The 22,603-nt window shown below is 66.2% G+C and carries 18 protein-coding genes; 9 read left to right on the forward strand and 9 right to left on the reverse strand.

The genetic code is table 11. The features are described from left to right. Position 1 precedes the first annotated feature (1 nt). Together AC07WJ_RS14745 and AC07WJ_RS14750 are read left to right on the forward strand one after the other, a co-directional pair. Entirely contained in the window at positions 2-1,114 is a 1,113-nt protein-coding gene (locus AC07WJ_RS14745) for an S-(hydroxymethyl)glutathione dehydrogenase/class III alcohol dehydrogenase (RefSeq protein ID WP_494935333.1), read from the forward strand. Between the two features lie 177 nt (positions 1,115-1,291). Next, positions 1,292-2,638 carry an MFS transporter gene (locus AC07WJ_RS14750; RefSeq protein WP_494935334.1) on the forward strand — a complete coding sequence of 449 codons (1,347 nt, stop codon included), beginning with the start codon at positions 1,292-1,294 and terminating at the stop codon, positions 2,636-2,638. Positions 2,639-2,977: 339 nt separating this feature from the next. On the opposite strand, the gene AC07WJ_RS14755 is transcribed toward AC07WJ_RS14750, so the two are convergent. The 3 genes from AC07WJ_RS14755 to AC07WJ_RS14765 all read right to left on the reverse strand — a co-directional run bounded on the left by AC07WJ_RS14755 (position 2,978) and on the right by AC07WJ_RS14765 (position 6,975). Next, positions 2,978-3,766 (reverse strand): DUF3750 domain-containing protein, encoded by a 789-nt coding sequence (locus tag AC07WJ_RS14755; protein WP_494935335.1) that lies wholly within the window; start codon positions 3,764-3,766, stop codon positions 2,978-2,980. A 591-nt stretch (positions 3,767-4,357) separates the two neighbouring features. Beyond that, positions 4,358-5,209, reverse strand: a complete 852-nt coding sequence (locus AC07WJ_RS14760; protein ID WP_494935336.1) for a serine hydrolase — start codon at positions 5,207-5,209, stop codon at positions 4,358-4,360. 197 nt (positions 5,210-5,406) lie between these two features. Continuing rightward, positions 5,407-6,975: an ABC transporter substrate-binding protein gene (locus AC07WJ_RS14765; RefSeq protein WP_494935337.1), complete on the reverse strand. Its 1,569-nt coding sequence runs from the start codon at positions 6,973-6,975 to the stop codon at positions 5,407-5,409. A 1,020-nt stretch (positions 6,976-7,995) separates the two neighbouring features. Between AC07WJ_RS14765 and AC07WJ_RS14770 the strand changes: the two genes are divergently transcribed. The 7 genes from AC07WJ_RS14770 to AC07WJ_RS14800 all read left to right on the forward strand — a co-directional run bounded on the left by AC07WJ_RS14770 (position 7,996) and on the right by AC07WJ_RS14800 (position 16,221). Continuing rightward, entirely contained in the window at positions 7,996-9,141 is a 1,146-nt protein-coding gene (locus AC07WJ_RS14770; RefSeq protein ID WP_494935338.1) for a serine hydrolase domain-containing protein, read from the forward strand. A gap of 470 nt (positions 9,142-9,611) precedes the next feature. After that, positions 9,612-10,538 (forward strand): sulfurtransferase, encoded by a 927-nt coding sequence (locus AC07WJ_RS14775; protein ID WP_494935606.1) that lies wholly within the window; start codon positions 9,612-9,614, stop codon positions 10,536-10,538. A 37-nt stretch (positions 10,539-10,575) separates the two neighbouring features. Continuing rightward, complete coding sequence (locus AC07WJ_RS14780) at positions 10,576-11,805, forward strand: YeeE/YedE family protein (RefSeq protein WP_494935339.1); 1,230 nt, start codon at positions 10,576-10,578, stop codon at positions 11,803-11,805. Positions 11,806-12,123: 318 nt separating this feature from the next. Beyond that, positions 12,124-13,863 (forward strand): peptidoglycan-binding domain-containing protein, encoded by a 1,740-nt coding sequence (locus tag AC07WJ_RS14785; RefSeq protein ID WP_494935340.1) that lies wholly within the window; start codon positions 12,124-12,126, stop codon positions 13,861-13,863. A 359-nt stretch (positions 13,864-14,222) separates the two neighbouring features. After that, the gene (gene tsaA / locus AC07WJ_RS14790) at positions 14,223-14,738 is read left to right on the forward strand and encodes a tRNA (N6-threonylcarbamoyladenosine(37)-N6)-methyltransferase TrmO (protein WP_494935341.1); all 516 of its coding nucleotides are present in this window, start codon (positions 14,223-14,225) and stop codon (positions 14,736-14,738) included. Then, entirely contained in the window at positions 14,735-15,796 is a 1,062-nt protein-coding gene (locus AC07WJ_RS14795) for an FUSC family protein (RefSeq protein ID WP_494935342.1), read from the forward strand. The genes tsaA and AC07WJ_RS14795 overlap by 4 nt, the downstream gene beginning before the upstream one ends. A gap of 125 nt (positions 15,797-15,921) precedes the next feature. After that, complete coding sequence (locus AC07WJ_RS14800) at positions 15,922-16,221, forward strand: helix-turn-helix domain-containing protein (protein ID WP_494935343.1); 300 nt, start codon at positions 15,922-15,924, stop codon at positions 16,219-16,221. A gap of 32 nt (positions 16,222-16,253) precedes the next feature. On the opposite strand, the gene AC07WJ_RS14805 is transcribed toward AC07WJ_RS14800, so the two are convergent. The 6 genes from AC07WJ_RS14805 to aceB form a co-directional block, all read right to left on the reverse strand. After that, positions 16,254-16,904, reverse strand: a complete 651-nt coding sequence (locus tag AC07WJ_RS14805; RefSeq protein WP_494935344.1) for a flavin reductase family protein — start codon at positions 16,902-16,904, stop codon at positions 16,254-16,256. Positions 16,905-17,091: 187 nt separating this feature from the next. Further along, entirely contained in the window at positions 17,092-17,787 is a 696-nt protein-coding gene (locus tag AC07WJ_RS14810) for a DUF2155 domain-containing protein (protein WP_494935607.1), read from the reverse strand. Between the two features lie 201 nt (positions 17,788-17,988). Then, complete coding sequence (locus AC07WJ_RS14815) at positions 17,989-18,396, reverse strand: NADH:ubiquinone oxidoreductase subunit NDUFA12 (protein ID WP_494935345.1); 408 nt, start codon at positions 18,394-18,396, stop codon at positions 17,989-17,991. Between the two features lie 148 nt (positions 18,397-18,544). Then, positions 18,545-19,504, reverse strand: a complete 960-nt coding sequence (locus tag AC07WJ_RS14820) for a DUF2076 family protein (protein WP_494935346.1) — start codon at positions 19,502-19,504, stop codon at positions 18,545-18,547. 286 nt (positions 19,505-19,790) lie between these two features. After that, the gene (locus tag AC07WJ_RS14825) at positions 19,791-20,678 is read right to left on the reverse strand and encodes a TorF family putative porin (protein ID WP_494935347.1); all 888 of its coding nucleotides are present in this window, start codon (positions 20,676-20,678) and stop codon (positions 19,791-19,793) included. Positions 20,679-20,934: 256 nt separating this feature from the next. After that, positions 20,935-22,545: a malate synthase A gene (aceB, locus tag AC07WJ_RS14830; RefSeq protein ID WP_494935348.1), complete on the reverse strand. Its 1,611-nt coding sequence runs from the start codon at positions 22,543-22,545 to the stop codon at positions 20,935-20,937. Positions 22,546-22,603 lie beyond the last annotated feature (58 nt).

Raw genomic sequence — 22,603 nt, forward strand, 5'->3', positions numbered from 1 at the left:
CATGAAATCGCGCGCGGCCATCGCCTGGAAGGCGGATAGCCCCTTGACCATCGAGACCATCGACGTCGGCGGCCCGAGGGCCGGCGAAGTGCTGGTCGAGATCATGGCGACCGGCGTCTGCCACACCGATGCCTATACGCTGTCCGGCCTCGACGCCGAAGGCCGGTTCCCGGCGATCCTCGGCCATGAAGGCGCCGGCATCGTCCGTGAGGTCGGGGCCGGTGTGGCCGGGCTGGCGGCCGGCGATCACGTCATTCCGCTCTACACGCCCGAGTGTCGCGCCTGCAAAACCTGCCTGTCGCAGCGCTCGAACCTCTGCACCGCGATCCGCGCCAGCCAGGGACAAGGCGTGATGCCCGATGGCACCAGCCGCTTCTCCTGCGATGCCGGCGAGATCTTTCACTATATGGGCTGCTCCACCTTTTCGAATTTCACGGTATTGCCCGAAATCGCGCTGGCCAAAGTCCGGCCGGACGCTCCATTCGACAAGATCTGCTATGTCGGCTGCGGCGTCACTACCGGCATCGGCGCCGTGATCCATACGGCCAAGGTCTGGCCCGGCGCCAATGTCGTGGTCTTCGGCCTCGGCGGCATAGGCCTCAACGTCATCCAGGGCGCCCGCATGGTCGGGGCCGACAGGATCATCGGCGTCGACCTCAATCCGGACAAGCGCGCCGTGGCGGAAAGGTTCGGCATGACCGATTTCGTCAACCCGCGCGAGGTCGGCAACGACCGGATTGTCGCGGCCATCCAGGACCTGACCGATGGCGGCGCCGATTTCACCTTCGATTGCACGGGCAATGTCGCGGTGATGCGGCAGGCCCTGGAAGCGTGCCATCGCGGCTGGGGCACCAGCATCGTGATCGGCGTCGCGCCGGCCGGCGCCGAGATTTCCACGCGGCCGTTCCAGCTCGTCACCGGGCGCACCTGGAAGGGCACGGCATTCGGTGGAGCGAGGGGGCGGAGCGATGTCCCCAAGATCGTCGATTGGTACATGGAGGGCAAGATCAACATCGACGACCTGATTACCCACACCATGCCGCTCGACGACATCAACACCGCCTTCGACCTGATGCGGGACGGACAATCGATCCGCTCCGTCGTCACGTTCTGATCCCGGCCGGCGGGCCTCGCGGCCCGGGCGGCAAGGGCGTCGGAGCCGTTCGCATTGAACAAGCAGGCAAATCCCGGGTGCCCGGGCATTGCAACGAGATGAATAACGTTCGGTCGAAAAGATCGGCGCTCTGCAAAAAATGCAGAAAATCCAGACGGGAACCGAGAGGACAAAGTGATGAGCACGAATTCAAATGACGTATCGAGAACGAAGGTCGCTGTCGCGAGCCTGGTCGGCACGACGATCGAATTTTATGATTTCTATATCTATGGCATTGCCGCGGCGCTGGTATTCAAGACCGTTTTCTTCCCGACCCTCGATCCGGTGACCGGCACGATCGCGGCCTTTGCCACCTTCGCCGTCGGCTTCGTTTCGCGGCCGCTCGGCGCCGTTGTCTTCGGTCATTTCGGCGACCGGATCGGTCGCAAGGCCATGCTGGTCGCTTCGCTGCTGACCATGGGTGTCGCCACCGTCTTCATCGGGCTGTTGCCGACCTATTCATCCATCGGGATCGCCGCTCCGATTGCTCTGTGCGTCCTGCGCTTCGCCCAAGGGTTCGGTCTCGGCGGCGAATGGGGCGGCGCTGCGCTGCTGGCCACCGAATATGCTCCCCCGGGACGGCGCGGCCTGTTCGGCGCGCTCCCGCAGCTCGGCAGCGCGCCGGGCTTCCTGCTGTCCAACGGCATTTTCCTGTTCCTCAGCATGATGTTGTCGGAAGCTCAGTTCCTGGACTGGGGCTGGCGAATTCCCTTCCTGCTGAGCGCCGTCCTGATCATCTTCGGCCTCTATATCCGCCTGACCATCGCCGAGACGCCCGTCTTCCAGAAGGTCATCGAGAAGGAGCAGCAGTCCAAGGCGCCGATGGTCGACGTTCTCAGGTCCGACTTCCTCCAGGTCGTGCTCGGTGGCCTGTCGACCGCCATTACCTATGTGCTGTTCTTCACGACCGGCACTTTCGGCCTGAGCTATGGCGTCGACACGCTGGGGCTCTCCAGGCCGCATATGCTGGCGCTGACAATGGTCGCCGTGATCGCCATGGGGGTCTCGACGCTGCTCTGCGGCATGCTCAGCGACCGGTACGGACGATCGCGGGTGATCATGATTTCGGCCGCCATCGCCGCGATCTGGGCCATGTTCTTCTTCCCGCTGCTCGATACCCGCAATCCCGTGATCATCGCCCTGGCGATGTCGACGACCTTGGCCATCATGGGCGGCGTCTATGGCCCCATGGGCGCCTATCTGCCGGAACTGTTCAGGCCGAACGTGCGCTATACCGGCGCCGCGCTGGCCTATAGCCTCGGTGGCATCTTTGGCGGTGCCCTCGCGCCGATCATCGCCACCGACATGGCCGCCCGCTATGGCTCGCATTCGATCGGCTGGTACATTGCCGGCATGGCGGTGCTGAGCATCGTTTCGGTCGCCATCCTGCACGGCCGCATGCCGAAAAGCTTCGCCGAGGAAACCGCGCCGGCGCCCACGCCGTCCGCGCCGCGCCAGGTGGCCGCCATGACACGAACAACCTGACGCGCATTCCGGCGGTCGTGCCTGCGGCTCGATACCGCGAGCACGGCCGTCATCCGGCGCCTGGACCCGACCTCCGGCTGATCAAAGGTGAGGCCTGTCGATCGGCAAGCCTCCTTTGCGCGTTCCATTCGCAAGCGGGCCCAGGCCTCGTACGGCTGCACGGTGATTATGACCCTTTGGCCGGATGGGCGCAGCGCTGATGGAAGGCAGTGCAGTAACGGCGGCTTGGCCGCGCTTCCTCATGTTCGCATCATGTCGTCTTGCCCGGGCTTGGCCCGGGCATCCACGCACTTCTTGCGCTCTCGGCAATCAACCCGTCATGACCACAGTGCGGCGATACTAGTCCGCCTTCATTCCAAACCGGCCCAGACCCGGCAGGTTGATCGCCGGACGGCGGAACTCCATGCCCGCCACCGCGCCGAACAGGTTGACCTCGATCCCTTCCAGCCACCCAAAGGTGAACCCGCCATAACCACCGAGATTGAGCCGGATGCCGGTGCCCGACGGCGTCAGCGCCAGCCAGCGGCCGTCGGCGGGATAGTCCTTGCCGATCGCCGTGGTCGGCAGCTTCAGGCCGAGTTCCGGTGCGGCCGCCATCACATGGGCGACGAAGGTGTTGCTGTTCGGCCCCGGCCACGCCTGATAATCGCCCGTGCCGCGGTAGCGGTAATTGGCGATGGCCGCCTTGATCCGCGGGATGGCCGCGGCGGCGTCAGCGCCGTCCACCGCCAGCACGATCTCCGGCGCGCGGCCGAACCAGCGGCCGTCGGGTGGAAAGCCGTTGACGCGGATCGGGCCGCCCCATGCCGTGTAGTCGTAGCGCTCGTAAGTCGAGGCGCCTTCTTCCTTCACCACGATCCAGCAATGGGTGGCGAAGATCCCGCGCCATCGCACGGTGCGCGCCGCGAAAACGCGAATGACGGCCTTCCGGTTGCCGTCGGCTGCCGGCAGCAGGCCGGCGCTGGACCGGTCGGCGCTGCGCCAGTCGCGCGTCGCATCACTCGCCAGATAGAGGCCGGCGGAGACGCCGATGGGCGCCAGGAACAGGATCAGGAAAGCCAGGCCGAGCCGCCTCGTCAGGCGGGAAAGGAGCGGCCGGGGAAGGGAACTGCCGTCGATTGTCGTCATGGTCTTCCGGGACAGAAAGGTGGCGCCATCACGCCGTCGTTCCGTGTCGGAATTGAGATGGTGCGAGAGCGACGGAACGCCGCGATCCGGAACCAGGCCGATCTCGTGCCAGAGGTCGTGGCCGTGCTACGGTCGCGCCGTCGTCGCCAATGTCGGCCTCCGGGTGGCAACGCCCGGCGACACACGGACCTGGACGCTGTTCCCGCGCGCATTGCTGGGGCGCGGCGCCGCACATTTGATCGCCGCGCAGGCCGATGCCGCCGACCTGGCGGCGTTTCGCCGGCGAACCCGGCCCTGGCCGCGCTGGTCGAGGATGCGGGAGGTCGAGCAGAGGCGTTCGCCGCCTCAATTGCCGCGCCTGTCTCGGCACCCCGGCGGTCACGCGGTTGTGAGCGTGACGATCAGCGAGCTCCGAAATCGCGATGGGCAACCCACCGCCCGCCGCTGGCATGCCGTGGAAGTTCTGCAGGCCCACAGCCGAGGCCAGCAGGCCATGATCTCGGCAGCCCCGGGAGCGAAATCCTTTTGGGCGCGGACAAGTGGCCATGAGCCACGTGACGTCAGCTCGAGCCGCCGGCCGATCGCCGGCGCTCAGCTCAGGGCATCCCAGCAGGCGCGCGAAAGTTCCGCGATCAGCCCGGTCGCGGCGACACGGCCCGGCATGCCGTCGGGCATGGTCTTCGGCACTTCGTCGGTCGTCACGCTCATGATGTAGAGCGGCGCCTCCCCCTTGAAAACGATCCCGGCGTCCATCCATCCGCGCTCGCCCCAACCGGTCTTGTTGGCGACCGTGGTCATCGTCGGCAGATGCCCGGGGATCATGCTGCGAAAGCGCTGCCAGGTGAGGAAGCGCAGAGCGGTGGCGCACATCGCGGCATCGACGCCCAGACGTTCGATTGCGGCCGGGTCCCCCTTCGCGGCGGCAAGGATCAGCTGCAGCAGCAACACCTGGTCGCGTGCCGTCGTCGTCGTGACCATATCGAGCGAATGGCCCGCCGACAGTCCAACCGGCGGCAATCGGGTGCGGTGCGTCGTCCGGTCCATTCCAATGCGGCGGCAATAGTCGGTGAACTCGGGGATCTCGAAACCCTTCATCACTTCATGAGTGCAGATATTGTCGCTGGTGATGATCATTTGCAGGATCGCGTCCCGCATCGGGAAAGTCAGGCCGGGGGTCATGTATTGACAGACGCCGGAGAGGATCCCTTCCTGCAATTCCTTCTCGATCGTGACGGGCCGATCGAGGTCGAGGCGGCCCTCGGCGGCGGCATGAAGCGCCGCCATCATGACCGATATCTTGCGAACGCTTGCGGAGGGCAAAACCGCATCGCCGCCGCGTGTCAGTTCTTCGCCGGTCGCCGCCAGCCGAACATGCCAGTAAACCTCGAAGCCTCGGTCGCTCGACAGGTCCTGAAGTCGTGTTTCCAATTCCGATGTTTTCACGTCACCATCCATATATCGAAAAGAAATTCAGCCTGGGTCGGCGTATCATTAGCCGGCATTCTAACGGCTGCTCACCCGCGAGCCACGACGTGAGCAGGCTCCGGCCGCGACCATCGTCTTCCGCATGACCAGGCTGGCGCCGGACCCGTACAACCGATGCGCCCGGCGCCCGCCGCAGAAAAGAAACTGACGAGAGACTAAGGCCTCCGCCACACGCCCCAGGCGCGCGGCTTGTCGAGGGCCCAGGATTCATAACCGACGAGCTTGGGCGAAACCGCCTCGATGACCGGGTAGTAATACAGGCCGAGGATCGGCACCTGTTCCGCCATCATGGTCTGGAGCTGGCGAAGCAGCGCCCGGCGCTCGTCGAATTCAGTGACGGCCAAGGCCCTGAGATAGAGCGCATAGACGTCCGGGTTGTCCCACTGGGCATTCGGCGTCGTGGCCTTCTGGCCGATCAGCATTCCGTAGATGACCATGGGGTCGGCGCGCGAGCCATAGCCGAATGATTGCAGCTGGAACTTGCCGCTGAAGTAGTTCTCCAGCTGCGCGGCCCAGTCGATCACATCCAGTTCCACCTTGATCCCCACGGCGGTGAGCATCGACTGCACCAGCACGGCATTCTCGTACATGCCGATATAGCGCTTATTGGTCTGCAGCTTGATCACCTGGCCCCGGTATTCGGATTCGGCCACCAGCCGCTTGGCGGCTTCTGGATCGTAGGCGGGCCAGCTGGCCTGGAAGGAGGGGTCGAAATAGGCGCTCGCCTGGGGCACGCCGGAGGGGTTGTGCTGCGTCATCGCATCCGTCTTGACCTCCGCGATCAGGGCAAGATCGAGCGCATGCGCCATGGCCAGCCGCAATTTGACATTGGAGAGCAGCGGATCGTTGGTCTGGATCAGGATCGCGGACAGCGACAGGCCGGGTGCGGAGAGGATGCTGACGCCACGCTTCCTGATATCCTCCATGCGCGAAGCCTGCAGCGTGGACACCACATCGATCTGGCCGGCGATGAGCGCTGTCTCGGCGGCCGTCTTGTCCGGAATGATCACGAAGCGCACTTCGTCGACATAAGCCGTGCGGTCGCCGCTATAGCCGTCCCGCTTTTCCCGGGAGGGGACATATCCGGCGAAGCGCTCCAGCGCGATATATTGCTCCTTGCGCCACTCCTTGAGTTTGAACGGGCCGCTGCCGATCGCCGAATTGGCGATCCAGTTGCCGTCCGGGCCGACATTCTTCGGGCTTGCCGCCCAGAAATTGCAGATGGGGTCGGCGAGCCGGGTCAGGAACAGCGTGTTGGGGGCATCGATCCTGAACACGACGGTGCGCTCGTCCGGCGCCTCGACCGCCTCGACCTTCAGCCCGCGGGAGCCGTCGAACGACGCCTTGCAGAGCCACGGACCCGCGGCGCCGCCCATGCGGCGCTCCCAAAGCCATTTGATGTCGGCGGCCAGCACTCTGTCGCCATTGTGATAGGTCGCGCCCTCCCTCAGTCTGAAGCTGTAGGATTTGCCGTCCGCGGGCACCTGCCAGCTGTCCGCGAGTGCCGGCCCGATGGTCATATCGCTCTTCAGCGCGATCAGCGTCTCGAAGATATGGTGGAGAACCGTATCGGTATTCGCATCGTTGCGGCTCCCATCGATGCTGCGGATATCCGCGGTCAAAGTGATGCGCAACGTGCCGCCGCGGCGTGGTTCTTCGGCAGAGACAGGGTTTAGTAAAAAGGTGATGGCGAATAACGTCGCCAGGAAGAATTTTATCCGCATTTTGATCCAAAGCCCCTCTCGATTGTCTTATTTATAGTGTGTCGCCGATACGCTTTCCTGGGCGCCCCGCGAAACGGTTGCGTCGCGAGCGCCGACCCAGATCTTCCTGTTGGGTTTCGTCGACAAGGCGAGCCTTGTCGGAACTCTAACTTGCGATCGACGATCGCACAATAATGACGACGGATGTTTTTTGGTGGACCGCGGACGCGTCGGGGTAGTCGATCTATCCATTTGTTTATTATAGGATATTTTTTGAAGTCGAGCATTGTCATGCTGTCGCCTCGGGTGACGAAGCGACAAATCCTCGGGCGAAAACTGCGCGGAAAAATGATCGCGGAGCCTTCAGTGGGGCATCGGGGGCGGATCTGCGCAGCCTGGATGCCGAAAACGGCACGGCCATCCGGCTGCCGGCTCATGCCGAGATACTGGCGTCGATAAATCTCGCGCGATTATCCGATAGTCACTTTTTCCAGCGGCTTCGCACGCTCCGCCTGAAGCGCTGCGAGCGCTGACTGGATTTCCGGGGCGACCCGCATGGCCCTGCCGCCCTGCGCGGCAATCAGGCGGGGCAGCGGAGTGCCAGGCCACCAATGGGTGGCGCCATGGTGGTGAAGCGTCTGGCCGATCCCCGGCGCACAGGTTCATCTGCGGTTTTCGCCTTTTCCGCACGCTCGCGCGACTTGGCCAATGGTTGCACGGGATCGACCAAAGAGTTATTGATGGACCAGTTTTTGGCGCTCCCTGGAGGCTTCGGTGGCTCAATAATGTCGCTCTTATGGTTCACAAGAGCATGTATTTATTGGATGTTCGACGTGCTTTGAATTTCGCGGCAACAAAAATACGAGATGGCAATTGTGCGATCGGCGATCGCACTCTATAGACGCAATCGACAGCCGCGGTGATCGTCTCCGAACGAGGGAGAGCGAGGTCTGTCGGGAGGCGTGAAGCGCGTCGATGAGAGGCCTGGGCCTCTGGCGGCGGCTTTCCGCCATGACGCTCGGTTATGTGAGGCGGGAACAAATGACGTCTGAGTCCTTCAAACGGTCCGATATCAATCTCGGCAATTGGCGCGACCGGCCATACTCGACCTGGGCATTCCAGAATGTCGCCGAATTCGTGCCCTCGGCGCAGGTGCGCGGCGCGCGCAAGCCGGAGGCGGCTCCGCTGGAGCTCGGCCGGTTTGCTGCCGTCATGGTCAAGGATCAGGCCGATAACGAGGTCGCGCTCGCCGATTTCCTGCGTGGCATGGACAGTGACGCCCTCGTCATCATGCGCCGCGGCGAGGTCGTTGCGGAATGGTATGCCCCGCATTGCGATCCATTCAGGCCGCACCTGATTTTCTCGATCTCCAAATCGGTCACCGGGCTGCTCGCCGGCATGCTCGAAGCCAAGGGGGTGCTCTCGCTCGACCGGCTGGTGTCCGCCTATATCCCCGACGCCCTGGGCTCGGCCTATGGCGATGTCACGGTGGGTGACCTGCTCAATATGACCGTGAGCCTCGATTTCGAGGAAAGCTATCTCGACACCACGGGCGGTTTCGATCGCTATCGCCGGGCCATGCTGTGGAAACCCGATCGCGCCGACGAGCCGACGCCGACAATGCGACAGTTTTTGTGCTCGCTGCCCAAGGCGGCCCATCCGCACGGCACGGCGCATGCCTATCGCTCGCCCAATTCGGACATGGCCGGCCTCGTGCTCGAGGCCGCCTCGGGCAAACGCTACGCCGATCTGCTGAGTGAGCTCCTGTGGCAGCCCATGGGCGCCCATAGCGACGCCTTCATCACCCTCGATCGCGCCGGCTCTCCGCGCTCCTCCGGTGGCATTTCCGTCACCGCACGCGACCTCGCCCGTCTCGGAGAGCTGGTCCGGCTGGGCGGCAAGGGAATCGTGCCGGCGGAATTCGTCGAGCGGCTCTGGAGTGGCGGCGACCGCGGCGTCTGGGCCGAGGGGAGCCAGAAACTGCTCTATCCGGGCGGAAGCTATCGCGCCTACTGGTACGAAACCGGCACCGGTGCGCTGGCCGGCCTGGGCATCTTCGGACAGTGCGTGTGGATCGACCGGCGGTCGGAAACGGTCGCCGTCCGGTTGTCGTCGCAGGCTTTGCCGGTTGACGCGGGGCTTACGCAATTGGCTATCGCGATGATGAAGGCGGTGTCGGCAGCCTGACCGCCGTGACCGGTCCGGCCCCGTGGAGACGAAGGCGCTCGCGCCTTGGTCGTTGGTGCCGATCGCGGCCGAACCGGATCTGCGCCTGGAGGCGCCTCCACCAAGATGGGCCGCCTGCGCGGACCATGCCGGCGCGGTCTCGCCGATCCGCCGGCGGCGGAAGACGACAGGCGCCGAGCGGCCGTCGGCGATGCTGGATGATGCGCATCGCGGATCGCCCTGCTGTCGAGCGCACCGCGATTTCGCACGTCATTCCAAAAATAACCGCAAGGTGAGAGCGTATTCTCCTTGCGCCAGCCGTGGCGATAGATCCGAACCAGCCAAGTCGTGAACAAAAAACAATTGATCGCCTTGGCAAGAATGGGACACCCGCGAAGATAAGCCTCCACCCCCCGGCAAGGTGAAGCCCACCTGCCGGGGTGAAGATTGGAGGGTCGATCATGTCTATCATTCAGCAGCTCAGGCGCCTCATGCCGGCGCTGGCCGTCGTCATCGCCAGTACGACCCTTGTCGTCGCCAGCGCGACGATCGCGCGTGCGAATTCAGGCCCGCTCGTCACCACCGATTGGCTCGAGCAGAACCTCGCCAATCCGAAGGTGCGGGTGATCGAGGTCAGCGTCGAGCCCGGCTTGTTCGAGCGCGGCCATGTTCCGGGCGCCCAGAACGTGGTCTGGCATACCGACCTGGTCGAGACGGTCAATCGCGACATCGCCAGCCGCGAGAAGTTCCAGGCGCTGCTGCGCCGCCTCGGCATCGACAAGGACACGACCGTCGTCCTCTATGGCGACAACAACAATTGGTTTGCCGCCTGGGGCGCCTGGGTGTTCGACATCTACGGCCTGCGCGACAATGTGAAGCTGCTGGATGGCGGCCGCCGGAAATGGGAGCTGGAGCGCCGGCCCTATGCGACCAATGTCGCGCCGGTCGCCGCGAGCACGATCACGCTCGCCGAGCCCAACCGGTCGCTCCGCGCGCGCATCACCGACGTGCTGAACGTGGTGGAGAAACGCTCGGAGGCCCGCATCCTCGACATCCGCTCGCCGGATGAGTTCAGCGGCAAGATCATCGCGCCGTCGGGCGTGCCGGAACTGGCGATCCGCGCCGGCCATATCCCGGGCGCGGTGAACGTGCCCTGGGCGCGGGCGGTGAACGCCGCGGACGGTACGATCAAGCCGATCGAAGAGTTGCGCAAGCTCTATGCCGAGGTCGGCATCGACGGCAGCAAACCGATCATCACGACCTGCCGGATCGGCGAGCGCTCCAGCCACACCTGGTTCATTCTGTCCCGGCTGCTCGGCTATCAGGTGGCGAATTACGACGGCTCCTGGACCGAATATGGCAACCTGGTCGGCGTTCCCATCGCCAATCCGGCCGGCACCGTCTGGGGCGGCAAGTGAGCGGCGTCGATCTTTTCGGGCACCGGACCGCACAGGCATGACATCGACGGTTCAGACGACATTGGCGGGTGGCGCGCAAGCGCCGTCCGCCGCCCTGCGTTACGGCGCGGCGGCGATCGCCGGCCTGGCCCTGATCGCGGCCGCCCATTGGCTCGGCGAGCAACCGGGCCCGGGGCCGCAATTGCAGCTCTCGCTCATTCTGGGCGTCGCCTTCGGCTTCGTCCTGCAGCGATCGCGCTTCTGCTTCCTCTGCATCTGGCGCGACTGGCTCGACCGGCGTGATCCACGCGGCCTGCTCGGCGTGATCGCCGCGCTCGGCGTCGGGCTTGCCGGCTACACGCTGGTCTTTGGCGCCTGGCTGCCGGATCCGACGGGAACTCGCTTGCCGCCCACGGCCCATATCGGACCGGTCGGGCCGGCGCTCATTCTCGGCGGCCTGATTTTCGGCGCCGGCATGGCCATTTCCGGCTCCTGCATCAGCGCTCATCTCTACCGTCTCGGCGAGGGGGCGCCGACCGCGCCTTTCGCCCTGATCGGGTCCGGCTTCGGCTTCATTCTCGGATTTCTCAGCTGGAACTGGCTCTATCTCGAAACCATCGCGGAGGCGCCGGTGCTCTGGCTGCCGCGCCACCTCGGTTATGCCGGCGCTCTCACGCTGAGCCTGGGCGTCGTGGCGGGCGCGGCGATTTTCCTGATCCGGCGGCTGCCGCCGAGGACGGCGCCGCTGGCGGCGATCGATCCGATCAAGGCCGTCTTCGTCCAGCGCTGGCCGGCCTGGATCGGCGGCCTTGCCGTCGGCGCCATCGCGGTCGCCGCCTATCTCCGGCTCAGCCCGCTGGGCGTCACCGCCGAGATCGGCTCGCGCATGCGCCAGGCGGCCGATGTGGTGGGACTGCTGCCGTCGCGGCTGGAAGGTCTCGATACCCTGCGCGGCTGCGCCACTGTGGTGCGCGACGCGATCTGGACGCCGAATGGCCTGTTCATCGCCGGTCTGGTCGCGGCATCTTTCGTCGCAGCACTCCTGTCCGGCGCCTTCCGGCCGGCCCGTCCGCGACCGGGGGATATCGCCCGGGGATTGCTGGGGGGAGTGCTGCTCGGCTTCGGTGCCATGATCGGGCTCGGCTGCACCGTCGGCACGCTGCTCTCCGGCGTCATGGCCGGCGCTGTCTCCGGCTGGCTCTATCTCGCCGCACTGATGGCCGGGACGACGTTGACATTGCGGGTCGGGCGCAGGCTCGGCGTGCTGGAAGGACCTGTCGTCCGGTAAGGCCGGGCGGCGTTCAGCCGGGCAGGCATCGCAACGGGCCGCCGTTCCCAGACGAGACGCGCATCGAAGCCGCCAGCATGCCGGTGAACACGCGGCGGACCCGAGCCATCCGGTCGCGCGGCCGCGGGTTCACGACACCCGGATTGCGCGCATGGACGACTTTCACGCTCGGATCACGCTCTCCCTTCCATGCTCCGCCGCAGCGCGTCGGCGAGCAAGCCGGCGACGCGGCCGGTCGGGACCTCCAGGTTCCCCCAGCGAGGCGATGAGGTCGTTCCGGCACCGGTTGTCGCGGTGCCGCAGGTGGAGGAGGCGAACATGGCATTGCTTGGTCAGGACGTCATCGATATCGGGTCGACACGGCTGAGCCAGAAATATGTGCTGGGCGCGCGGGTGCCGCTCGACAATCCCAATTGGCGTGGGCCCTGGGATTGCGCCGAATTCACCTCCTGGTGCGCCTATCAGGCCTATGGAACGATCTTCGGCGCGGGCAATGTCACCAAGGTGGCGAAGGCCGAGCCCTATTCCGGCCACTGGTATTCCGACGCCAGGAAGAAGGGCCTGGTCATCAGCGCGAAGGAAGCGCTCAAGATCCCGGGCGCCGCGTTGATCAGGGCGCCCGCGCCCGGCAAGATCGGCCATGTCGCTTTCGCCCTCGGCGATGGGGACCGGACGCTGGAGGCCAGGGGCGCGGCCTTCGGGGTCGGCATTTTCAAGGGAGCGGCCAGCCGCTCCTGGAGCATCGGTTGCCTGCTGCCCGGGGTGGACTATGCGAACGGGGCCAGGCCGCCGGTGCTGGTGCCGCCCGGCGACAAGTCGCCCGCTCTGCCGCCTGGCTATTTCTGGCTGAAAACGCCCAATTTCAAGGGGGCGGCCATCGTCGCGCTGCAGCGGGCGCTGAAGGCGAAGGCCATCGATCCTGGCCCGATCGACGGCGAATACGGGCCCATGACGAATTCCGCGATCATTTCGTTCCAGGTGGTGAAGGGGCTGGAGGTCGATGGCGTGGTCGGCCCCAACACGGCGGGCGCCCTCGGGCTCGTCTTTCCCGTCGTGCCGAGCGCCGAGGATGAGCAGATCTACCGGGACGCGCGAACGCCCAGGGGGCCGGGCTCCGTCACGTTCCCGCCGGCGACCGCAACGCTCGATGCGATCGTCGACATCGTTCAGGCCGGCAGGAGCTTCAAGGCGAAGGCGGCATCGGGCTTCAGCTTCATCATCGCCTCCACGACCCAGTTCACCGACGACATGAACCGCGTCGGCCTGTTCCAGGGCCAGACGGCGATCGAGGACAGCTTGAAATTCGGCGTCTACAAGACCGCCGACTACGCCGCTGTCTTCGGGCAATGGGCGCATTTCATCGAGCCGACCTTGACGGCGGAGGGCGGCGGTCGCTTTGCGACGCTCAACACCTATGACCGGGCGGCCTTCACCTTCGGCGCGCCCCAGCTCGCCGCGCATACGCCAGGCGAGAATTTCATCGTCTATCTGAAGGGATTGCTCGGCCTCGCCGATGCCGACAAGCATTTCCCGGAGCTTTCGCTGCGCAGGAATGCGGCGGGCAGGACGACGGTCCATCGGGCCACCGCCGGCGGTTTCGAGGACCTGGAACAGGTCGTCGTCGTGGAGCGTCCGAACGGCAGGCGGGAACGCCAGCTTGCTCTGCTGATGGCCTATCTCAATCCGTCGCCGACCGCCATCGACGCCGCCGAACTCTCGGCGTCGGCGCGGCTGATGAACTGGCTGCGGACCGATCCCAAGGCCAAGGAGCTTCAGATCAGCGTCTTCATCGGCCACGCCCAGGCCAGGTTCAAGCTGGCGAAGACCGAGGTGCGGGGCTTCGACGGCGATGACTGGCGCATTGCCCTCTGGATCATGGACATCATGCACCAGGGGCGCGGCAGCTTTCGTGAAATGACCGCCGCGCTCGCCGCGGGGGATCCGGAAGGGGGCCTCAGGCGCCTCGGCTGGCCGAAATACAAGACGCGGATCCAGACGGTTGCGTCGGCGGTCGACAGGCTCGCGGCCAGCGGCGTGATGAACGGCTTCAAGGTCTGACCGGAGCGGCGGCGTCCGTCATTGCCAGGCGCGGCGCGTAAGCGTTCGGGCCCGATCCCAGGCCTCGCGGTTTCGGCCGCGGGCCCGGGCCGCCGCCTGATGCCATCAACGGGATGGCCGGACCGGCGGCCAGGACCATGTCTGGCCGGTCGCCATCGGTCGGCCCGCGCGGGCCTGGACGCTCATGGTTCGTCCCGTGCCATTTCCGCCGCCACGCCGGCCCGGCGCGACACCATGTTTCGCGGCCGGCGTTTTGGATTAGTCTGGCCCTGGCGCGCTCGCCGGACCGGTTGTCCCTGCTGGGACCGGTCGGGTGAGCGGCGGAAACGGCGCATCGCATCGGAAGGACCCGCGGCATCATGGTCAGGCTCAATGAAATCCGCTCCGGCGAGATCACCGTCGAGGCGCCGCCGCCGACCGATGCCGGGCTGGTCTTTATCGGCCGCATCCGCACGCCCTGGACCTCGCGGCTCGAATGTCCGCGGCTCGGCCGTCCCGACGGCCCGGTCTGCCGTATCGAGCTCTTCGAACCATGGACCGGGGCGCTCGACGGCGTCGCCGCTTTCGAGCGACTGGAGGTGCTCTACTGGATGCATCTGTCGCGCCGCGACCTGGTGCGCCAGAGTCCGGCCGATGATGGTGTCACGCGCGGCACTTTCGCGCTGCGCTCGCCGGCCCGGCCCAACCCGATCGGCACCGCGATCGTCACGCTTGTCGCCATCGAGGGAGCGATCCTGTCGGTGCGCGGCCTCGACTGCCTCGACGGCACGCCGCTGATCGACCTGAAACCCGATCGCGGGCTGTTCACGCCGCTGGCCCGGCCACAGAAGGGCGATTTCGACGTGGACGGGCCGAAACCGGATCTATCGGAATGACCGCGCAGGACGACGCGGCCACGCGGCCGGCTGCGCCGCCGGCGTCCGGCGATCCGCTTTGGGCGCGGTCGCTGCGCTTCACCGCGACCGTTCTGGTGCCGGTGCTGGTCGGTCTGTCGCCCGGCGGCGGCGCGTGGCTGCCCTATGGCATGCTGACGGCGATCGTCGCCTTCAGCGGCGACACCGGCGGCCGGCCGTGGCCGCGCCTGGCCTGGATGACCGCCGCCGTCGGCGCGCTGGCCGTCGGCGGTGCCATCGGCACCTGGGTTCAGGGCTCGCCGCTGTTGCTCTGTCTGGCCTTCGCGCTGGCAGGCATTCTCTACGCCCTGACCGAAAGCGCCCATGCCATTGCGCTCACCATGTCGCGCTTCGCCTGTTTCGCCCTGGCGCTCAGTGCGCTGCAGGCGCCGCTCGGCCTGTTCGATCTGGCGATTCTCGCCGGCGTGACACTGCTCGCCTGGGTCATATCGGTTGCCTGGGACCTCGCCGCGGGCCATTGGCGCGCTTCCACCGTGCCGCACTGGACCGAGGTGCTGCGCGCGCTGCATGCCCGCGAGCTGAAGCGGATCACCTTCGCGGTAGCGACCGCCGTCGCCATCCCCCTTGCCTTTCTGGCCAGCACGGCTCTCGGCCTGCACAAGCCCTACTGGACCATGCTCACCCTGGTCCTGGTGCTGCGTGTCGATTTCCTGTCGAGCCGCCGGCAAATGCTGGATCGCTTCATCGGCACCTTGCTGGGTGTGCTGGCAGCGGGCCTGCTCGCCTATGTCGCCCCATCCCATCACGCCATGATGCCGGCCCTGATCCTGGTCGCGCTGCTGCGCTGGCCGGCGCAGCAGCAGCATGGCGTCCTCGGCGTCGCCTCGATGACCGCTTTCGTCATGCTGACCATCGAGATAACCGCGATTTCCTCGGGCCAGGCCCTGCCGCTGCTGGAGGCGCGCATTGCCGATACCGCGCTCGGCTGCGGCTTCGCCTTGTTCGCCCTGTTGCTGGAACATGGCCTGCGCCGCACCGTGCTCAGGATTCGCCTGACCCGTCGTGCGCCGCTGATCTGACCCGCGTCACTGCCGCGCAACCCGCGCGGTCAGGTCGCAACCACGCTGGTTCGACGCTATGCTCTCGGTCGACCGAGACGAACCGGAGCGACGGATATCCCACGGCACAGGCTGAGGATCACATATTGGGGCGCCAGATCGCGGCCGCCCGTACCCTTGTCGGCCTGAGCAAGGCCGAACTGGCAACCGAGGCCGGGATTGCCGTGGAGACGCTGCGCCAGATCGAATCGGCCAGTGGCGCGGCTGTCGGCCCCGCCGAGGCGATCGCGGCGGTACGGGCGGCGCTCGAGCAGGCCGGCGCCGTGTTCATCCCGGAGGACGGCCTGGGGGCCGGCGTCAGGCTGAAATTCACCCGACTCGAGACACGCCAGATCGGCCGCTGGGAAGGCGAGGGTGGCCGCGCCGCCGATGACGACGTGCCCTGACCGGCGAGGTCTGGCGCGGCGCCCGGCCGGGCTCAGCCGGTCTTCCTGCCGGCCTGGCCAGCCTGCCAGTCGGCATGGCTGACGCGGTTCAGCGCGAAGACATCTTGCTGGCGGGTGTAAAGATTGCCGTAGAGGCGGCCGATCGGCCTATAGGCTTCGATATCGACATCGAAGCGCTCGTTCATCACGTCCTCGCGGACATGTACATGGAGCACCCGGCCGATCAGCAGCTCGCGCTGCGGCCCGAAGCACAGCGAGACCTCGCGCCGGCATTCGAGCGCCGCCGGGGCTTCGGCGATGCGCGGCGGTTTGACCAGGGTCGAGGCCGCGGTGGTCAGGCCGGCGGCGGCGATCTCCGACACCTCGGCCGGGAAGTCGGTCGCGCAGATATTCATCGCCTCGGCCAGCGCCTCGTCGACCAGGTTGACCACGAACTCGCCGGTCGCCTGGATGTTGAGCGTCGTGTCCTTGGCCGAATGATCCGGCTTGTGCTGCAGGCCGAGCACCACCAGCGGCGGGGCTTCGGAGAAGACGTTGAAAAACGAGAAGGGCGCGGCATTGACCTCGCCCTTGGCGCTGATCGACGACACCAGCGCGATCGGCCGCGGAATCACCAGGGAACAGAGGATTTTGTAGACGCGGTCGTCGGGCAGCGTATCGAGGGCAATCGAGCGCATGGTCATGCAGGCGGCACCTGGTCATCCGGCCCCGGGCGTGGGGTCCCCTATTCACCCTGCATCTTCGGTGGTTTCAACCCATAATTCGGCGCCCCTGCCGCGATGCAGGACCGCGTCTCGCCGACGGTCCCGCATGGCATTCCGGGATCCGCGGAGATTGCGACGACCGGCACGCGGCCGGTCGCGGCGGTGCTCAGCGTGTCGCCGGGGGCCGGTTCTGCGCCTGGCCCGGGATCAGCGGCGCGCTCTGCTTGCAGTCGGTCAGCCAGACGTCATAGACGGCGTGCTCGACGCCCGACAGGCCGGGGCTGGCGGCGAACATCCAGCCGGAATAGATCCGCCGCACCTCGCCGCCGAGCGTCACCTCGTCGACCTCGACAAAGGTCGTGGTCTGCGGCGTTTCGGTCGGCGGCCGGGTGTAGCAGACCCGTGGCGTCACCTGCAGCGCGCCGAATTGCACGGTCTCGTCGATCGCGACGTCGAAAGCGATGATGCGGCCGGTGATCTTGTCGAGGCCGGAGAACACCGCGGTCGGATTGGCGATCCGCTGGCGCGGCGGCGCGATCACGGTTTCGTCCGGCGCCGGCGCCACGGTCTCGCCCGGCAGCGCGCGCCGGCGCTGGTCGCGCGACGCATCGGGCTGGCTGGACGGCGGCGTATCGGAGGGCGTCGCCGGCCTCGCGGGGCGTGCCTGCTGCGGCGGACGTGGCGCCTGCGGGTTCAATTGTTGCGGCTGGCCGGGCTGGCCGGGCTGGCCGGGCTGCGCCGGGCGCTGTTGCTGCTGCTGAGGCGGCGGCCCGAGCTGCAATTGCGCCAGGGCGCTCGTCGCGAGCAAAGGCAGGGCGGCAAGACCGGCGGTCAGGAGCGCGAAGCGCGGGACAAGGGGCATCGCCAAGCGGGACTACCGTCTCTGCTACGCCGCGCGGACAGCGGGCCCTGTCGGGGCCCCGGGACGCGGCATGAAAACAAGGGCGCTGACGCCCGGTGTGGGCCTGGAACTATCACGTCGATCGTGGCGGAACCAAGCCCAAGCCATGGATTTCGGCCGTGGATTGAGCCGTCGCCCGCCGGTCACTGCACCCTCGCCGCGTCAGCGGCCTGGGGTCCAGGCCTCGTAGTCACCGGTCGCATGCGGCCGCTTGCCGCCGGCCAGCGTCGAGCCCGGCGGCCGATAGGCCAGCGCGGTGCCGGTCATGTTCTGCAGGTGCGGCTTCTGCCACGACCGCGCCTCATAGGCCTCTTCGGTCGGCGGCTTTTCGCTCTTGTGATGCATCCAGCCCCACCATCCCGGCGGGATCGCGGAAGCTTCGGCCTGGTCCTTGTAGACGACCCAACGCCGTTCGTGCCCGAGCGCCGGATCCTTGGCATAGCGCGAGCGGTAATATTTATTGCCGGTCTCGTCTTCCCCGACAAACACGCCATAGCGCCAGACGGTGTATTGCGTGCCGAAGGTCTGGCTGTTCCACCAGGTGAAGAACTTGAGGAAGAAGGTCTTCATCGCCCGTCCGCTTTTGGTTCGTCATTCGCGCTGGTTCATGCCACCCGTCAGGGGCCTTGTCCAGCATGACGAGCCCCGGACAGGCAAACGGCCGCCCGATGGGCGGCCGTTGCATGGCTTGAACGCCGGCGAGACCCGGCACTGAACGTCAGACGTCTTCGCTGTCGCCGCCGTAATCGTCGCCGTCGTCATAGGAGGCGTTGTCGTAAGAGCCGTTGTCATAGGCGGCGTTGTCGTAATTCCTGTCGGCGCCATAATCGGCATTCTGGTTGCCGCTCTTGTCATAGCCGCCATCGCTGCCGGTCATGCTGTCCTGCGAGCTGGTCGCCTTGTCGTCGGCGGAAGCCTGGGTCGAGCCGGCTGCCGGGGTCGATGCCGGCGTCGCACCGGCCGCCGGCGTCGCCGGCGTGCCGCCAAGCGCCTGGGCCGCGCGCGAACCGCCGCCCATCATGCTGGAAATGGCATTGGCCGCCAGCATGCCGCCGGCCACGCCCACCGCCGCGGTCGCGGCCGTGGCGAGGAAGCCGCCGCCCTGGCGCTGGGGCGCCTGTTGCGGCTGCTGCTGGCCGCCCCACGGGCCGGGCTGCTGTTGCCCACCCCAACCGCCGGGCTGCTGGCCCATGGCCTGGGGCGGCGGGGCGCCATAAGCGCCGGGAGGCGGTGCGCCGAAGGCTCCGGGGGGCGGCGCGCCATAGCCGCCACCCTGCGGCCCCGGTTGCGGCTGGCCCCAGGGGCCGCCCTGCGGCGCGCCCATCGGACGCGGCGGCGAGGGGGGAACCGATGGCTTGGAGCCGAAAATGCCCGACAGGAAACCGCCGCCGGAGCCTTGCTGCGGCGCGGCCTGGGCCTGCTGGGCCTGGTGCTGCAACTGCTGCACCTGGACCTGCGCCTGGCGCAGCTGGCCCTGCAGGTCTTCGTTCTGTCGCGAGATCTCGGCGATGGTCTGGTCGGAGACGTAGATCGACTGGAGCATGGCGTAGACGGCGCCGGGTTGCTGGGCCAGACGCTCTCTGATGAAGGCGTCGACCTGTGGGTCGCGCTGCTGGCCCTCGGCCGACCGCAAACGGTCGAACAGGCCGGCGAGAATGTCGCGCTCTTGTTCATTCATGGGGAAAGATCCTCCGGAAGACCATTCGTGGCGGGGGCGTCCCCGCATCGGCAGCCGGTTTCGCACCGTCACATTGCCGGGTGATGTCACCACATCATTCAGTCGTGACAAGACCAAGGCGGACCCACTGCCCGCTGAACATGGGTCAGGCCGGGGCGATCTGCCAGGGGCTCCATGGGCGCGGCGTGAAGTCGCATCGCGCCGGCGGGGCCGGCGTCCGGCTGCGCCATAAGAAAAGGCCGGGGCAAGACCCGGCCTCTCTTGGTCTTTCGGGCGCTGCGGCGCGTCAGCGCATCGGCAGCTTCGACCACTGCAGGTCGACCGACAGCGTGGCGACGATGGAATGTCCGCACCAACTGGATTTCGGCGTGCCGGTGAAGACGCCGCGCGGGTCGCCCGTCGTCACGAAGCAATTGCCGGGGCTCAGATTGGTGCCGTGATAGCGCAGGTCGAGCGTGACGGTCTCGTTGTAGGTCCAGGACACGCCGGCATTCCAGTAGAGATAGTCCTTGATCTTGAAGTCGTTGCCCGGGCCGAACACGCTGGTCGTGCCGAACCAGTAGTGGCCGAGGGCGCCGGAAATCGCGAAATCGTTCGGCAGCTTGTACTTGGCGTTCAGCTCGCCATAGGTGCCGGAGGCGCCGGTGCCGAGCCAGCTCGGCGCGTAATAGAGTGCCGCGCCGACATTGAGCTGCGGCGTGAAGTCATAGCCGGCCTTGCCGTAGAATTCCCAGAAGCTGAAATTGCGCGGCGACCAGACCCCGGAAAGCGCGCCCGGCGGGGTGACGATATCGGTGCGGAACTGGGTCTGGGGCGTGTAGAGATAGTACATGAAGCCGAGGTCGAGGGTCAGGTTGCCGAAGACCGGCCGGATGCCGCCATAAAGATCGATCTCGCCGATCGGAGCCGTCGGCAGCTTGGTGTACCAGTAGGACGCGCCGGCATAGAGCCAGTTGTAGCGCAGCTCGCCATAGGCGTTGAACGAGGGCCCGCGCGCCGATTGCGAGATGCCGCGGAAATTGTCGTCGGTCATCACTTTGCCGCCGAAGGCGAAATCCCAGGGCGAGGTCGCAGCCGGAGCCGCGGGCACGGCCGGGGCAGCGGCGTCGGCCGCGAGGGCCGGGCCCGCGAAGGTCACGGCCATCAGGCCGGCCAGGATGGTCATGCGCGCCATGTATTGTTCTCCCATCGGCATTCTCGAAAGGATCCGACAGAACTTCGAATTTGTCGGATTCACCTTGAAACACCAGTTGAGAGCACACGTTTCGAGCGTTTCCAGCAAGATTATAAAGTTGGCATCTCCTGGTAACTTTGCCCAAATGTGGTGCAATTTGGGCGAAACAAAAACGGCTGTGGCGGATCCGCCACAGCCGTTCGATGTCAGGTGGATGTCAGGCTGTTGTCAGCCGGCCGTCAGCTTGGGCCGCGGCTCAGACCAGCATCTTGTAGGCCGGCAAGGTCAGGAACTCCTCGAACTCGGCGGCCAGCGACAGGGTCTTGAACAGCGAGATGGCTTCCGGGAAACGGCCATTGGCAAAGGCCTCGGCGCCGACTTCGCTCTTCACCTTGTCCATTTCCTCGGGCAGGGCCTTTTCGAAATAGGCCGGGGTGCAGGCCATGCCGCCCTCCAGTGTCACGCCATATTTGGTCCACTGCCAGATTTGCGCCCGCGAGATCTCGGCGGTCGCGGCGTCTTCCATCAGGTTGTAGATCGGCACCGCGCCGCGGCCGCGCAGCCAGGCTTCGATATATTGCACGCCGACGCGGATGTTTTCGCGGTAGCCGGCTTCCGTCTTCGCGCCCTCATGGATGGTCAGGAGCTCCTTCTGGCCCGCGACGACGTCGTCGCGCTGCTTGGCCACCTGGTTCGGGGTGGGCATCAGGCGGTCGAAGGCTTCCATGGCGACCGGCACCAGGTCGGGATGGGCGACCCAGGTGCCGTCATGGCCGATGGTCGCTTCACGCTCCTTGTCCGCCTTCACCTTGGCGAAAGCCGCCGCATTGGCTTCCGGATTGTTCTTGATCGGGATCTGCGCCGCCATGCCGCCCATCGCGAAGGCGTTGCGCTTGTGGCAGGTCTTCACCAGGAGCTCGGCATAGGCCTTCAGGAAGGCCTTGCTCATCACCACCTGGCTGCGGTCGGGCAGCACATAGTTCTGGTTCTTGGCGAGCTTCTTGATGAACGAGAAGATGTAGTCCCACCGGCCGGCATTGAGGCCGGCCATGTGGTCGCGCAGTTCGAACAGGATCTCGTCCATCTCGAAGGCGGCCGGCAAGGTCTCGATCAGCACGGTCGCCTTGATCGTGCCCTTGGCGATGCCGAGCTTGTCCTGGGCATGGACGAACACGTCGTTCCACAGCCGGGCCTCCAGATGGCTCTCCATCTTGGGCAGGTAGAAATAGGGGCCCGACCCCTGGGCCAGGGCATTCTTGGCGTTGTGGAACATGTAGAGGCCGAAATCGAACAGCGCACCGGACATGGCCTCGCCATCGACCTCGACATGGACCTCGGGCAGGTGCCAGCCGCGCGGCCGGGGAATGATCACCGCCACCTTGTCGTTGACGGCGTAGGACTTGCCGCTCTTCGGATCGGTGAAGGCCAGCGTGCCGGCCCAGCGATCCCTGAGATTGATCTGGCCGTCGATCTGGTTGACCCAGGTCGGCGAGTTGGCGTCCTCGAAATCGGCCATATAGCACTTGGCGCCTGAGTTCAGCGCGTTGATCACCATCTTGCGGTCGACCGGACCGGTGATCTCGACGCGGCGATCCTGCAGGTCGGCGGGGATTGGCGCGACCGTCCAGGCACCGTCGCGGATATGCTTGGTCTCGGGCAGGAAATCCGGCAGGGCGCCGGCATCGAACTGCTTCTGGCGCTCGGCGCGCAGCTTCAACAGCCGCTTGCGCGTCTCGTTGAATTTACGCTGCAGCTCGACGACGAAACCGACCGCCTCGGGCGTCAGGATTTCGTCGAAGCGCGGGCCCATCGGGGCCTTGAGCACGACACCGGGCAGGGCGTTCTCGATTGTCTTGGCCGTGGTCATGACGCTGGTCCTCCGTTGTCCGCGGGCCTCCGCCCGTTTCTGTTCCCGCAATCTAGCC

This window comes from Phreatobacter sp. GW821-FHT04C01, from assembly GCF_059420385.1.

Excerpts from the sequence above, each read along its gene's own strand:
- AC07WJ_RS14745 (WP_494935333.1), top strand. The coding sequence starts at position 2 with ATGAAATCGCGCGCGGCCATCGCCTGGAAGGCGGATAGCCCCTTGACC.
- AC07WJ_RS14750 (WP_494935334.1), top strand. The coding sequence starts at position 1,292 with ATGAGCACGAATTCAAATGACGTATCGAGAACGAAGGTCGCTGTCGCG.
- AC07WJ_RS14755 (WP_494935335.1), bottom strand. The coding sequence starts at position 3,766 with ATGACGACAATCGACGGCAGTTCCCTTCCCCGGCCGCTCCTTTCCCGC.
- AC07WJ_RS14765 (WP_494935337.1), bottom strand. The coding sequence starts at position 6,975 with ATGCGGATAAAATTCTTCCTGGCGACGTTATTCGCCATCACCTTTTTA.
- AC07WJ_RS14770 (WP_494935338.1), top strand. The coding sequence starts at position 7,996 with ATGACGTCTGAGTCCTTCAAACGGTCCGATATCAATCTCGGCAATTGG.
- AC07WJ_RS14775 (WP_494935606.1), top strand. The coding sequence starts at position 9,612 with ATGCCGGCGCTGGCCGTCGTCATCGCCAGTACGACCCTTGTCGTCGCC.
- AC07WJ_RS14780 (WP_494935339.1), top strand. The coding sequence starts at position 10,576 with ATGACATCGACGGTTCAGACGACATTGGCGGGTGGCGCGCAAGCGCCG.
- AC07WJ_RS14785 (WP_494935340.1), top strand. The coding sequence starts at position 12,124 with ATGGCATTGCTTGGTCAGGACGTCATCGATATCGGGTCGACACGGCTG.
- tsaA (WP_494935341.1), top strand. The coding sequence starts at position 14,223 with ATGGTCAGGCTCAATGAAATCCGCTCCGGCGAGATCACCGTCGAGGCG.
- AC07WJ_RS14795 (WP_494935342.1), top strand. The coding sequence starts at position 14,735 with ATGACCGCGCAGGACGACGCGGCCACGCGGCCGGCTGCGCCGCCGGCG.
- AC07WJ_RS14805 (WP_494935344.1), bottom strand. The coding sequence starts at position 16,904 with ATGACCATGCGCTCGATTGCCCTCGATACGCTGCCCGACGACCGCGTC.
- AC07WJ_RS14810 (WP_494935607.1), bottom strand. The coding sequence starts at position 17,787 with ATGCCCCTTGTCCCGCGCTTCGCGCTCCTGACCGCCGGTCTTGCCGCC.
- AC07WJ_RS14815 (WP_494935345.1), bottom strand. The coding sequence starts at position 18,396 with ATGAAGACCTTCTTCCTCAAGTTCTTCACCTGGTGGAACAGCCAGACC.
- AC07WJ_RS14820 (WP_494935346.1), bottom strand. The coding sequence starts at position 19,504 with ATGAATGAACAAGAGCGCGACATTCTCGCCGGCCTGTTCGACCGTTTG.
- AC07WJ_RS14825 (WP_494935347.1), bottom strand. The coding sequence starts at position 20,678 with ATGGCGCGCATGACCATCCTGGCCGGCCTGATGGCCGTGACCTTCGCG.
- aceB (WP_494935348.1), bottom strand. The coding sequence starts at position 22,545 with ATGACCACGGCCAAGACAATCGAGAACGCCCTGCCCGGTGTCGTGCTC.